10 protein-coding genes and 1 other annotated feature are annotated in these 14592 nt (G+C 37.1%); of the genes, 2 read left to right on the top strand and 8 right to left on the bottom strand.

The window, feature by feature from the left end; translation table 11 throughout:
• Nucleotides 1–8 precede the first annotated feature (8 nt).
• Nucleotides 9–1244 carry an MFS transporter gene (locus ACN6MX_RS11740; RefSeq protein WP_419959095.1) on the top strand — a complete coding sequence of 412 codons (1236 nt, stop codon included), beginning with the start codon at nt 9–11 and terminating at the stop codon, nt 1242–1244.
• Nucleotides 1245–1290: 46 nt separating this feature from the next.
• Here ACN6MX_RS11740 and ACN6MX_RS11745 read toward each other — a convergent pair whose 3' ends face one another.
• The 3 genes from ACN6MX_RS11745 to hisS all read right to left on the bottom strand — a co-directional run bounded on the left by ACN6MX_RS11745 (nt 1291) and on the right by hisS (nt 5496).
• Complete coding sequence (locus ACN6MX_RS11745; protein ID WP_419962612.1) at nt 1291–1563, bottom strand: YqhV family protein; 273 nt, start codon at nt 1561–1563, stop codon at nt 1291–1293.
• Nucleotides 1564–2437: 874 nt separating this feature from the next.
• Nucleotides 2438–4207 (bottom strand): aspartate--tRNA ligase, encoded by a 1770-nt coding sequence (aspS, locus tag ACN6MX_RS11750; protein WP_419959096.1) that lies wholly within the window; start codon nt 4205–4207, stop codon nt 2438–2440.
• Nucleotides 4204–5496, bottom strand: coding sequence for a histidine--tRNA ligase (gene hisS, locus ACN6MX_RS11755; protein ID WP_419959097.1), 1293 nt, complete (start codon nt 5494–5496; stop codon nt 4204–4206). The genes aspS and hisS overlap by 4 nt, the downstream gene beginning before the upstream one ends.
• A gap of 184 nt (nt 5497–5680) precedes the next feature.
• Nucleotides 5681–5918 (bottom strand) — a binding site (T-box leader).
• A 114-nt stretch (nt 5919–6032) separates the two neighbouring features.
• Between hisS and ACN6MX_RS11760 the strand changes: the two genes are divergently transcribed.
• Complete coding sequence (locus ACN6MX_RS11760; protein WP_419959098.1) at nt 6033–7598, top strand: SH3 domain-containing protein; 1566 nt, start codon at nt 6033–6035, stop codon at nt 7596–7598.
• Nucleotides 7599–8015: 417 nt separating this feature from the next.
• Here the strand turns inward: ACN6MX_RS11760 and dtd are convergent, their stop codons facing one another.
• The 5 genes from dtd to ACN6MX_RS11785 form a co-directional block, all read right to left on the bottom strand.
• On the bottom strand, nt 8016–8453 hold the full coding sequence (gene dtd / locus ACN6MX_RS11765; RefSeq protein WP_419959099.1) for a D-aminoacyl-tRNA deacylase: 438 nt from the start codon (nt 8451–8453) through the stop codon (nt 8016–8018).
• 55 nt (nt 8454–8508) lie between these two features.
• Nucleotides 8509–10701: a RelA/SpoT family protein gene (locus tag ACN6MX_RS11770; protein WP_419959100.1), complete on the bottom strand. Its 2193-nt coding sequence runs from the start codon at nt 10699–10701 to the stop codon at nt 8509–8511.
• A gap of 129 nt (nt 10702–10830) precedes the next feature.
• Nucleotides 10831–11343: an adenine phosphoribosyltransferase gene (locus ACN6MX_RS11775; protein ID WP_419959101.1), complete on the bottom strand. Its 513-nt coding sequence runs from the start codon at nt 11341–11343 to the stop codon at nt 10831–10833.
• On the bottom strand, nt 11334–13688 hold the full coding sequence (recJ, locus tag ACN6MX_RS11780) for a single-stranded-DNA-specific exonuclease RecJ (protein ID WP_419959102.1): 2355 nt from the start codon (nt 13686–13688) through the stop codon (nt 11334–11336). The genes ACN6MX_RS11775 and recJ overlap by 10 nt, the downstream gene beginning before the upstream one ends.
• 497 nt (nt 13689–14185) lie before the next feature.
• Nucleotides 14186–14536, bottom strand: a complete 351-nt coding sequence (locus ACN6MX_RS11785) for a LapA family protein (RefSeq protein ID WP_419959103.1) — start codon at nt 14534–14536, stop codon at nt 14186–14188.
• Nucleotides 14537–14592 lie beyond the last annotated feature (56 nt).

Genomic DNA, 14592 nt, shown 5'->3' on the forward strand with positions numbered 1-14592 from the left:
AAATTATAATGAATAATAGTCAAAATGATCATGTAAGTATATGGTGCGTTATAAGTATGGCCTCTATTCCACTCGTCATGACACTTGGTAATTCTATGCTGATTCCTATTTTGCCTATTTTAGAAAAAAAGGTAGGTATCAGTTCATTCCAGTCAAGTATGATTATTACCAGTTATTCAATTGCAGCTATTTTTCTTATACCAGTGGCGGGATACCTATCCGATCGTTTTGGGAGAAAGATCGTCATTTTACCAAGCTTGATATTGGCATTGCTCGGAGGTCTTATCGCCGGTTTTGCCTCGTGGAAAATAGACGACCCTTTTTTTTGGATTATTATAGGAAGAATCCTTCAAGGTATTGGAGCTGCAGGTGCCATGCCAATAGTATTGCCGCTTGTCGGAGATTTATATAAGGATGACGATGAAAAAACCAGTTCCTGTCTCGGGATTATAGAAACCTCCAACACCTTTGGCAAGGTTTTAAGCCCTATTCTTGGATCAGTCTTAGCAGCAGTATTATGGTTTTTACCATTCTTTTCAATTTCGATTTTTAGTTTAATTTCCATCGTGATGATATTTTTCTTTGTAAAAGTACCAAAGGAAAAAGATGAACCAATAAAATTCAAAAACTTTTTGAGTAACACAAAAAAGACATTTAAAAAAGAAGGAAAATGGCTTTTAACTGTATTTATAAACGGTGCTTTTGTCATGCTTTTATTATTCGGCGTTTTGTTTTTCCTATCCGAAATGCTTGAAAAAACGCATGATATAAAAGGAATAAAAAAAGGATTTGTCTTAGCAATTCCACTTCTTATGCTTTGTATTGCTTCTTATATAACTGGTCGAAATATAAAAGGAAATATTTCTACTATGAAAAAAATGACGATGATTTGTTTAATAGCTATGTCAATTAGTGTGGTATTTATAGGATTTACAAAAGAAAAACTAATTCTCTTATTAATCATCACAAGTGTAATGGGAATAGCCATCGGTGCCTTGCTTCCAATATTAGATGCACTTATTACGGAAAATATAAAAAAAGAAGAGCGCGGCACAATCTCTTCTTTTTATAGTTCTGCCAGATTCATCGGTGTTGCAGCTGGTCCACCAATCATGTCACTAGTTATGAAAAATTATCTTAATATTAGTTATATTGTTGCCGGTGTAATTGGGATCGCCCTCTTTTTTCTTGCCATGAAACTTATAAAAGTAGATGAAATCGAAGGACAAAATCATAAAGTATAAATATAATGAACTGGAAAGCGTAAGCTAACCAGTCCATTTTATATTTTCAGTTCGACTTTAAGCTATAAAGAATGAGTAAAATACCTGCAAATAAGCAGACCATTCTTGTTAATGATATTTTTTCAGATAAGCCAGTTAAACCTATGCCAGTTGTAACTATTAAAACAACAGGACCTACTAAAGCTAACATGGAGTTAATATAAAAAGCTTTTTCTAAATCATTAAATTTTATCATCATCATTGCTGCAGACAACTCGATACTTCCTGAAAGTAATCTAAGTATGATAATGAATAGTAACGCTTTCTCAATAATCAGTATCTTCTACCCCTCTTTAATAAAAGAATATGTACTATTGAGATTATATGTAAACATTGTAAGTATTATTTGAGTAACAACTTAAATATGTTTATAAGAAAAGCGCAAGCCCTTTTATTTCAAAACCTGTTTCTATCGTTTTCGAAGGGCTTTGGACAGACTTATCGCTATACCTATTACCAGTTGTTTTTTGGAGATGCTGGTCGTGACTGTTGTCACGACCAGCATTTCTTTTTTCGGTAATTTTATAGTGTTTGTCTATTCGTCGCCCGCCTACAACTATTAGAAACAGGTTAGTGCCGTTTTGGATAACTAGAGAAAAGATACTCTACTACCCATAAAGCAAGCTCTCGAAGATACAATTTCGTTCGCTATTTCGCTTCTTTACTTGGCGAACACTTACTATTTTTCTCTACTTCCACTAGTAAAATAAAATTGTCTGCCACCATCTATCATTGAATAACAGTACTTCTACTTCATCAGCGAGTACAAATCATTTTATCCCTACATTAACTGGAGTTAATCTTATTATCTAAGCGATATGCTTTGCCAAATCTTATAATGTAGTACTACGCAACCTAATGGATTGTAGTGAAAGGTGGCGACTCGGCGGGAGAAGGGAGACAGATGAAACATCACATCGACGCGCAAGCGACGGTGATGGTTCATCGCTCCCCCCGCGGAGGCCAACAGGACGTTGGTCACGAAGGCTTTGCCACAGGAGGTGGCGCACTTAGCCTTCGTTCCTTTGTCCCCACCTGAAACGGAAATCAGTAGTATTAATTTATAGATATAATTCTAGAGTTATAATTCACAATAATTTAAACTAAAAAAAAGGATTCATCGTGATAAAACACACGACAAATCCTTCTGTCATTTACTTCGTTTTCAATTTCAAACTCAAGCTTAGTTCATCTAACTGAGCCTCTGCAACTGGGCTAGGTGCAGATGTTAATAAGTCGCTGGCACTTGCTGTTTTCGGGAATGCAATCGTATCACGTAGATTTGTACTACCAGAAAGAAGCATGACTAATCTATCTAATCCAAATGCAACACCGCCATGAGGAGGCGTTCCGTACTCAAAAGCTTCCATTAGGAAACCAAATTGAGCTTTTGCTTCCTCATCTGAAAATCCAAGTATCTCGAACATTTTTTCTTGAACTTCTCTAGAATATATACGTAGAGATCCTCCACCTAATTCGTAACCGTTCAATACTAAGTCATACGCTTGTGCACGTACTTCACTTGGATCCGTATCCATTAATGGAAGGTCTTCATCAAAAGGTCTTGTGAACGGATGATGAGCTGCGTAGTAACGACCTTCTTTTTCATCGTATTCGAATAATGGCCAGTTTACTACCCATAAGAATTCAAAGCGCGATTCATCGATTAATTCAAGCTCTTTCCCAAGTTTTAAACGTAATGCACCTAATGCATCAGCCACAACAGATGTTTTATCAGCAACAAATAATAATAAATCTCCAGCAGTTGCCCCTAATGTTTGAATAAGGCTTGTAGATGCTTCACCTTCAAAGAATTTAGCAATTGGACCCTTCAACCCTTCTTCGTCTACTTTCAACCAAGCAAGCCCTTTAGCACCATAAACTCCAGCGAATTCTCCAAGTGCATCAATATCTTTACGAGAATAATTAGCAGCTGCACCTTTAACATTAATCGCTTTCACTTGCCCACCAGCTTCTACTGCGGAAGCGAAAACCTTGAATGAGCTGTCTTTCACTAATTCCGAAAGATCAACAAGTTCTAGTCCAAAACGAACATCCGGTTTATCTGATCCAAAGCGATTCATCGCTTCATCATAATTCATACGGTTGAAAGGAACGGTAACGTCTACACCTTTAACGTCCTTCATAACCTTTTTCATCATACGTTCATTCATTTCCAAAATTTCATCCATCGATAGGAAACTCATTTCCATATCGATTTGAGTAAATTCTGGTTGACGGTCTGCACGTAAATCTTCATCACGGAAGCATCGAGCTATTTGATAATATTTTTCAAATCCTCCAACCATTAGAAGTTGCTTGAACAACTGTGGTGATTGTGGAAGTGCATAAAATTCTCCATCATGGACACGACTTGGCACTAAATAATCGCGTGCTCCTTCAGGGGTAGATTTAGTTAAAATCGGGGTTTCTACTTCTAAGAATCCTTCATCATCTAAGAAGCGTCTTACTGTCTTAGTAATATCTGAACGCATTTTGAATGTGTCATACATTACTGGTCTTCTTAAATCTAAATAGCGATATTTTAAACGAATATCTTCACCTACATCCGTTTGGTTGTCAATCGCAAAAGGAGGGTTTTTAGCTTCGTTAATAATACGAGCATCACTCGCATGTACTTCAATCGCCCCAGATGAAATATTTTTGTTCACCTGGTTTGTTGCACGTGCAACTACAGTACCTTTCACCTCTATGATATATTCATTACGCAATTTATCGGCAATTTGAATTGCTGATTCGGAAAATTCAGGATTAAAAACTACTTGAACTAGTCCTGTGCGATCGCGTACATCTACAAATATTAATCCGCCTAAATCTCTACGCTTTTGTACCCATCCGATTAATTGGATCGATTCACCGATTTGTTGTTCATTTAATTGTCCACTTGTATGTGTTCTACTCATTGTTCCTCTGCCTCCAACTTTGTTGAACTAGTCTTTATTTGATCTATTAATGAACTGAATGGAACTAAATTTTGATTACCAGTTGCTAAATCCTTCAACATAGCACTTTCTTTTTCTAATTCATCATCGCCAATTACTAATACAAATTTTGCTTTTAAACGGTCGGCTGATTTCATTTGTGTTTTCATTTTGCGTTCTAAATAATCCATCTCTGCTGTAATTTTTTGTTGTCTAAGTTGATACGTAAGTTCAACAGCTTTTTTCTTAGCTGCTTCACCCAGTCCTATTACATAGACATCTAATGTCGACTTCTCAGACCATTCATTGTTTTCCGCTTCAATCGCTAATAATAGTCTTTCAATACTCATCGCAAATCCTATTCCAGGAGCATCTGGTCCACCTAATTCTTCTACTAGACCGTTATATCTTCCCCCGCCCGCTAGTGTTGTAATTGCGCCAAAGCCTTCTGCAGCACTCATAATTTCAAAAGCAGTGTGGTTATAATAATCTAATCCACGGACCAGATTAGGATCTACCTCAAATGGAATATTTAATATCGTTAAGTATTCTTTTACTTTTTCGAAATAAGCAGCTGATTCTTCATTTAAAAAATCTGCTAAGGAAGGTGCCGTTTCCATCAAGGGATGGTTACGATCTACTTTGCAATCCAAAATACGAAGTGGATTTTTTTGTAATCTGTTTTGACAATCTGAGCAAAACTCTTCAATATGCGGTTCGAAGTGACTAACTAGTGCCGCTTTATGTGAAACTCTACTTTCTGTGTCCCCTAGGGAATTTATAACAAGCTTTAGCTTCTTCAATCCCGCTTTTTGATAGACAGACATTGCTAATGAAATAACTTCCGCATCGATTGCTGGATCTGCACTACCTATTGCTTCAATACCAAACTGTACGAATTGACGGTACCTACCTGCCTGTTGACGCTCATAACGGAACATTGGTCCCATATAGTAAAGCTTCACAGGCTGATCCGGGTAACCGAACATTTTATGCTCTACAAATGCTCTTACCGCTGATGCTGTACCTTCTGGTCGCAATGTAAGGGAACGATTCCCTCTGTCTTGGAAGGTGTACATTTCTTTTTGAACAATATCCGTCGTATCCCCAACGCTTCTAGTAAATAATTCAGTATGCTCAAAAACAGGGGTTCTAATCTCCTTGTATTGATACATACGACATTGTTCTCTTATAAGCTCTTCAACTGCTTGCCACTTACCAGTTTCTGATGGCAAAATGTCTTGTGTTCCTCTAGGTACTTTAATATCCATAGCAATTGCCCCTTTCTTGAATGCATAATAGAAAAGCGTAAGCGCCCTGCTCAGCCTCGACACTGCTTGAAGCTCCGAATCGAAAGCCTTTTTCCAACCTTTCGACCGAGGAACTAAAGCGACCTCGAGGGGCTGGGCACCGAAGCTAGACATATAAAAAAGCCCTCATCCCTTGCTAAAAATAGCAAGGGACGAGAGCTTATATAAGCTTCCGCGGTTCCACCCTAGTTGGTCAAAAATATTGACCCTCTCAATTCTGGATAACGACCAGTTCCGTTTCTGCCTACTAAAGAAAAATCTCTTTCGACAAAAATCCTCTCGAATGTTGTTCACTGAATGCGTATGTAGGAAAGATTTCAGCCACGTCTTTCCTTCTCTTGTCATCCGTTTTAGACAGCTACTTTTTCGGTCATCGGTTTGTTTTAGTTTTTGATTATACTTTATCTTAATGATGCAAGAGAAATAAGTCAACCCTTTTGAAGAAAAGGTAGAATTTTTCAGCTAGACTATTTACAATAGGGATAGGAGTGATTCAGGTGAACGCTAAAATAATACATAAAATGACCATTATTTTTTTATCTGCTTGTTTATTAATGCCATACATACAAGTAAATGCACAGGAGAATGAAGTGACCGTAAATGTTACTTCGTTAAAAGTACGATCAGGTCCAGGCCTTACATACGATACGATCGGTGCTGTTACAAAAAATGACAAATTAGACGTCATCGGCAAGGAAAATGAGTGGCTTCAAGTTAATTTTGGGAGTTCTACTGGTTGGGTAGCTAGCTGGTACACAACAAAAGAATCTCTTGAGTTGGCAAACAAGCAGATTGTATCGAAAGTAAATCGATTGAATGTTCGAACAGAACCTACTACCTCTTCCGCAGTTATAGGTCAATTACAAGAGGGTGATTCTGCTAATGCCTACAAATCTCAAGAAGATTGGATTGAAATAGACTTTCAAGGTCGAAAAGGTTGGATCAATCAATCCTACGTCACTGTGACTGAACAAACTGTAACCAAAGATACGAGCGATAAGAGCTCTTCAGAAAATGTCTTTGAAGTATCCGTCGATGCACTAAATGTTCGCTCAAAAGCAGATTTAACTTCAAAAAAAATTGGTCAGGTTAATAAAGGTGATCAATTTTCAGTTGTTGATTCTGATCATAATTGGGTACAAGTAGAACTTGAAAGTGGAGAAAAAGGGTGGCTATATAGCTTTTATGGAACTTTTACTACTGCTTCTACTTCTGAAAGTATTAATACTGAAGGAAAGAATGGTACTATTACCATTCTCTATAATGGGACAAACCTTCGCAAAGATAGCACAACAAGTAGTGAAGTCGTTTCAAGAGCTGATGCTGGGACTACATTTCCAGTAGCAGAGAAGATAAATGATTGGTATAAAATCACATTAGGTAATGAACAAACAGCTTTTGTAGCTAGTTGGTTAGTATCTGCTTCATCTACCACAGCCAATGAAACTGAGCAATCAGAAGATAATAGCAATTTGGAAAAAGAGAAGAAAAAGGATGTCACTCGTAAAAAAGGTACCTTAAAAGGGCTAACTATTGTCATCGATGCAGGTCATGGTGGAAATGACCGAGGTACAACTGGCGCTCTTGGAACAGATGAGAAAAACATTACTTTAATTACTTCAGAATTACTTTCATCTAAATTACAAGCCGCTGGTGCAAATGTAATTTTGACAAGAGAATCAGACGAATACGTAGACCTTCGTAAACGAGTAAGCATAGGACACCAAGTCGATGCTGATGCATTCATTAGCTTACACTATGATGCAATCGAAAATACTTCAGTTAGAGGTTTCACGACCTACTATATGCATAGTTATCAAAAAGAATTGGCTAAGTATGTCCATAACGGGCTTGGTGACATGATTTCCTTAAAGGATAGAGGTACTCAACCAGGTGATTATTTGGTTTTACGAGAAAACAAACAAAAAGCTATCTTAATAGAGTTAGGGTATTTAAGCAATCCTTCGGAAGAACGGAATGTAACTACTCAAAACTATCGTGAACAAGCTACTCATGGTATTTATAATGGAATTATTAAGTACTTTGATGCTCAATTAGATTAACTGGTAGGTCACACCCCGTTTCCATCGTTTTCGTAGTGCTTTGGATAGACTTGTTGCTATATTATTACCGCCAAATTTTTATTGAGATGCTGGTCGTGACTGAAGTCACAACCAGCATCTCTTTTTCGGTAATCTTATAGCGTTTGTTCGTCCTTCGCCTTTCTTCAACTTTTAGAACTGATTTAGTACTGCTTTTTGGAAGAAGAGTTAGGCTGGTTCTAAATTTATTCTTGAGTAATACACTTTATTGTTTGAAGTGTAAGGCGAAGACCCCGCAGCGAAGGAGGCTGATGTCATCGCTTAGCTAGAAAGCGTCCTCTTGAAACAAAAATCTGCTGTATTATCGCCATATTCTATTCATAAAAAAAGTTGTACAAATTACTCCCAATTAGAGTAATTTATACAACTTTTTTGGAGTTAAGCTTCTAACATAATTGTTACCGGACCATCGTTTGTAAATGTAACGTCCATCATAGCACCGAAGACGCCAGTTTCTACTCGCAAACCTTTTGCTTGTAGTTTTTCATTGAAAAGTTCCCATAATGGCTTTGCTATTTCGGGTCTGGCTGCATCGGTAAAGCTCGGTCTTCTCCCTTTTCTCGTATCGGCATATAAAGTAAATTGTGATACCGACAGAATACTTCCTCGGACTTGTTCGATAGAATGATTCATTTTCCCATCTGTATCCTCAAATAAGCGTAGACCTACAACTTTCTCCACTAAATAATCTATTTCTTTTTCGGTGTCGGTTGCCGTAATACCAACTAATAATAAATAACCGTTGTCAATCTTTCCAGTGACTTGCCCTTCCACTGTAACACTTGCATTTTTACACCGTTGTAACAATACTTTCATAAAACGTAGGCTCCTTTTAACTATGGCGCTGTTAATTTTCCATTAAAATAACGCTTTAATTTATAATCCGTTGAACAGAATATATATCCGGCAATTGTTTTATTCGATCTGCTACCCTGTTTAAATGGGCAGTATTCGAAATTAAGATAGTTAAATGGATGATAGCAATATCATTTTCTGACTTACCGTTTACCGCGGCGATATTGGTTTTAGATTCATTTACTACCTGTAAAACTTCATTCAACAGGCCTGATCGATCAAATGCGGATACTTCTATGTCAACTTGATACTCTTTTTTCGTTTGAGTATCAGATTTTACCCATTCTACTTCAATGATTCGTGAATGTGTCTCATCGTTGTGTACATTTGGACAATCTGCGCGATGGACTGAAACTCCACGTCCTTTAGTTATAAATCCAACTATATCATCACCTGGAACTGGACTACAGCAGCGCGATAAGCGGATGAGCATATTCTCAATTCCTTTAACGATCACGCCTGATTCAGTAGTTTTGTTGACCGTTGGCGTCTGCATTTCGGTTGTTATTTTCTCTAATGCCTCTTCCTGATCTCGAATCTTCCGCATTTTTTCTGCTAATCGATTCACCACTTGTTGCGCAGTAATCCCATTAAATCCTACAGCTGCATATAAGTCTTCTTCTCCAGTAAATGCATATTTATCACATACACGTTTTATATTTTCAGGAGTTAGTACTTCTTTCATATCAAAGTCTTGTGATTTAATTTCTTTTTCTACTTGCTCTTTCCCTTTGATAACATTCTCATCACGTAACTGTTTCTTAAAGAACTGTTTGATCTTATTTTTCGCTTGAGATGATTGAGCTATTTTAACCCAGTCTCTACTAGGACCGAATGATTGTTTGGAAGTCAGTACTTCAATGATATCGCCTGTTTTTAGTTTCGTATCAAGTGGAACCATTTTACCGTTAACCTTTGCACCAATTGTTTTATTTCCAACTTCTGAATGCACCCGGTAAGCAAAATCTATTGGAACAGAGCTAGCAGGAAGTTCTACAACGTCTCCTTTAGGTGTGAACACATATACCATATCAGAAAATAAATCAAACTTTAAAGATTCCATAAATTCTTCCGCATTTGAAGATTCGTGCTGATATTCTAAAATTTCTCTAAACCAAGTCAATTGAGAATCAATTGTTTTTTTATCGGCTTCTACTTTTTTACCCTCTTTATATGCCCAGTGTGCAGCTACCCCGAATTCTGCAATATTATGCATTTCTTCCGTGCGGATTTGAACCTCTAAAGGATCTCCATTTGGCCCTATAACAGTTGTATGCAGCGATTGATATAAATTTTGTTTAGGCATAGCTATATAATCTTTGAAACGCCCAGGCATTGGTTTCCAAAGCGTATGTATAACTCCTAGGACAGCATAACAATCTTTAATGCTATCTACAATGATCCGCATCGCCAGTAAATCATAAATTTCGTTAAATTGTTTGTTCTGGACGACCATTTTACGATAAATACTATAAATATGCTTTGGTCGACCAGATATATCCGCTTCAACTTCCATTTCAACTAACTGTTTTCGTATATCTTCCATAACATTAGTTAAATAGGATTCACGTTCTGTACGTTTTTTCTTCATGAAATTAACAATTCGATAATATTGTTGAGGATTTAGGTATCGTAATGCAGTATCTTCTAACTCCCATTTGATTGCTGAAATACCAAGTCGATGAGCGAGTGGTGCGAATATTTCTAAGGTTTCATTGGAGATTCTGCGTTGCTTTTCTTCAGGCAGATGTTTCAAAGTACGCATATTATGTAAACGGTCCGCAAGCTTAATAAGGATAATACGTATATCCTGTGCCATTGCTATAAACATTTTTCGATGATTTTCAGCTTGCTGTTCTTCTTTAGACATGTACTTAATCTTACCTAGTTTAGTAACGCCCTCTACTAACAGAGCCACTTCTTCATTAAATTGCTCTACTATATCTTCACGAGTATAATCTGTATCTTCAACTACATCATGTAAAAAACCAGCAGCAACGGTTTCTGGATCCATTTGAAGATCAGCAAGAATACCAGCTACTTGAATAGGATGTAGAATATAAGGTTCACCCGAATTTCGGAATTGTTCTCTATGTGCATGCTCTGCTAGTGCATAAGCTTTCTTAACAAAGTTCACATGATCTTCATTCATATAAGTAAAGAGTGTTTCAAACACATCTTCTGCCGTCTTCACTTGATCTTTAGCCATGCCAACTCACCTGATTTCGTTTTATATTTCTAAAATAGTATATAAACTATATTGTATAAAAAAAAAGAGGGACTTGTAAAGTCCACCCTAAATAAGCTTGCTAACAGCAAACATTGACCCATACATTGATTAATATTGCATCAATGTACAAATATCATAGTTTTCTAATTTGTTGCGGCCTTCTAAGTATGTAAGCTCTATTAAAAATGCACAACCTACCACTACTCCACCTAATTCTTCTACTAAGCGAATTGTAGCATCTATTGTACCACCTGTCGCCAATAAATCATCAACGATTAACACTCGTTGCCCTGGTTTAACTGCGTCTTTATGCATTGTTAATACATCTTTACCATACTCTAAACCATACTCCGCACGAATGACCTCACGAGGAAGTTTACCCTCCTTACGAACCGGTGCAAAACCAACACCAAGCGCATAAGCAACTGGACATCCTGTAATAAACCCACGAGCTTCAGGTCCTACAATTACTTCAGCGTCAACTTTTTTTGCATACTCTACAATTTGGTCAGTTGCGTATTTATATGCCTCTCCATTATCCATAATGGATGTAATATCTTTAAAACTGATGCCTGGTTTTGGCCAATCTTCTACTGTTGTTACATATTGCTTTAAATCCATACTTGCTCCTCCTCAGGAACGGTTTGTGCTGCTCTTCGCTCTTCAAACCATTGTTTCAGCTCCACATACGGAGCGTATAATAATTTTTGTTCAAGTTCCATCTGTTTTTCACGATGTTTGTATGCAGGCGCATCCGATAAATCCTTTTTTGCAGGACTTTCGTTGAGCACTAACATCCCATTGTCTATTCTAACAAAACTTAGTTCAAAAAACACCTTCGACATAAAATTAAATGTGTTTTCACTCCAACCAGTATGCTTAGATAATTCGTGAATATGCTGTTTCAATGCAAATGTTTTTCTTTTTGCTAAGAAAGAGAAATACCATTTAAATTGATCTCTCGTCGGTAATCCCTCGAAATAAGAGGATTCATTCGTATAAAAGTGTGCGTATATCCGTTTCCAAGAATGATATTGCATTAATTTAATCAGAGATTGCTCATCTTCAGGTAAATCTAAGAGAACTACATATTGTGCATGAATGGACTGCTCCAGCAATTCACTCATCAAATAGAGTTTGTTGTCGATCGTAGAACTAAAATGATTAATCGTATCTTCATTAAATGCAACATACACTGTATCTTTTGCAGGAATAAGTGATTTCCAGCGATTTACTTGTCGGATTCCTCTAATATCAAAAAGCTGCCATTCATCCGTTTTTACATCCTGTATCATTAATTGGGCTTTTTTACGTCCATTCCATTCATTGATCTGTAAATCACCAATAAAAGATAACTTAGTTGTTGGAGCTATCTCGTCTGCTAGTTGCCCTTTTCCAAATCCGATTGCATCTAAAAGGACAGCCCCTTGTTTCAATTCCATTTTCAAATGATTTTGGGCAGAGCCAATTTTACGAACGGTTGAAACTTCTACATTCTCAATGCAATAAACTGGTTTTGCAAAGTCCATTCCAAAGGGTGCTAGTTTTTTTAATGATTCTATGGATTCTGTAGATATTTCATCCATTTCCAATGGTACGTCAATTGATACAATAGGTATTAATTGATCTTCTGACAAACTATTTTTCGCTTGCTCGTTTAATCTTTCACGGAGCTCATCTACATTATCTAATGACAATGTCATACCTGCGGCCATAGGATGTCCACCAAAATGAGGGACAATATCTTGGTTCTTGGCAAGCTCTTTATACATATGGAATCCTTCAATACTACGAGCGGATCCTTTAGCAATACTTTTTTCTTCATCAAATCCTAATACAATAGCAGGTCTATAATATTTTTCAACTAGTTTGGAAGCAACAATTCCCAGCACTCCTGGATTCCATCCTACTTTCCCTACTACAATGACACTTGGTCCCTCCAAAGGCGGATATTGTTCCAATTGTTGCATTGCCTCATCCGTAATTTGCTTTACGATTGCTTGGCGTTCTTTATTTTTTTCATTGAGCATATTAGCCAGTGCAAGAGCGTTGTTAGGATTTTCCGTTAAAAACAAGTCAACACCAGGTGCAGCTTCTCCTAGTCTTCCTACCGCATTAATCCGCGGTCCGAACATAAATCCAACGGTCTCTTCATCAATTGAACGAAGCTCTACCCCACTCACATTTGCTAATGCTTCAATCGCTACAGAATCTGTATGTTGCATTTGTTTTAACCCTTGTTGGACTAAATAACGATTCTCTCCTGACAATGAAACAAGATCCGCTATTGTACCGATTGCAACGAGATAAAAGAACTCCTTTGGAATTTCTCCAAGTAATGCATGAGCTACTTTAAAAGCAACACCTACTCCTGCTAGGTATGGAAAAGGATATTTTGTATCTCCTAAGCCTGGGTGAATAATAATATCTGCCTTTGGTAAACTATCGCCAGGTTCATGGTGGTCTGTAACAATGACGTCCATTCCTAACTCCTTAGCAAACTCAATAGGTTTTAGACCCGAAATACCATTATCAACTGTAATAATTAGTTTCACGCCTTCATCACTGGCTTCTTGAAACAAACGTTCACTTGGCCCATAACCATCAATAAATCTATTTGGAATCTTATAGATGGCATCTGCACCAAGTGAATCTAGTGTTTTCATCATTATAGTAGTGCTTGTAATTCCGTCCGCATCATAATCTCCGTAAACCATAATACGTTCTCCTGCATCAACCGCTTGATGTACACGAGCAACTAACGCTTCCATGCCTGGAAGTAAGAAAGGGTTATGTAGTTGTTCAGCCGTTACATGTAAAAATGATTTCGCATCTTCTACCTGCTCAAATCCTCTAGATGCCAATACTTTTGCACAAATTCTCGGAATTGATAGCTCTTTTTCTAACATTTCTACTACTTGTATATTAGGCCTTGAAACTAGCCATTTTTTTTGAGATTGAATCATTTTCTTCACTTCCTTGTAATCTATTATACCTTAACATAAGTTGAAACGTTGTGAAAAAGGCATATCTTAGCAATAATACACACTCTAAAGAAAAACCGACCAAAAAGAAGCCCGGTCCTTATATTTCGAAACCTGTTTTTAACGTTTTCGAAGGGTTTTGGACAGACTTATTGCTTTAGTATTACCGGTTTTTTTAGGGAAATGCTAGTCGTGACTGTCGTCACGACTAGCATTTCTTTTTTCGATAATTTTATGGCGTTTGCCTGTCCGTAGCCCTCCTACAACTATTAGAAACAGGTTAGTACATTTTTTGATAACTAGAGAAAAGCAGAGAAAATCTATTTTCTTATACTTAGAATAAGCGCCAGAAGATACAATTTCTGGCGCTCCACTGCTTCTTTATCAATTCTTTAAAAACCAAGAACCTAGTGTTCACAGGACATTTTTATATGCTTATTCCGAAAAAAACCTTCTGACAATGTCAAAAGGTTTTGTCTTTAAATAGTTGAATTCTCATCTTTTATAGTTACTGGCTCTTCAAAAAATTCTACTGTTTTTTCTTTATAAGCAACTACCTCGTTCTGTAATACACCAATTGTAGCCTCTTTCTTTTCCAGCTCTTTCTCCAAGTGCTTAACTTTCCTTGATAAGACAAACGACCGATAAATTGCAACAGACCCACTTAGTAGCACTCCTAATAGAGCCGAACCTAAGATAACGAGAATAAGTGGCCATTGTGCGGTTCCAAACACATAGTTGACTGGAACAGTATCTACATTGTAAATAGCAAACAAAGCGATAATAATAGCGAATAGCAAACCAAATAATAATGACCATTGCAGTTTCATGTTGGCACCTCTTTTCTTCTAAATGTAACACAAAAAAATAGAACAGGGTATACGTT

Source organism: Psychrobacillus sp. BM2 (assembly GCF_048572895.1).
Taxonomy (GTDB): Bacteria; Bacillota; Bacilli; order Bacillales_A; family Planococcaceae; genus Psychrobacillus.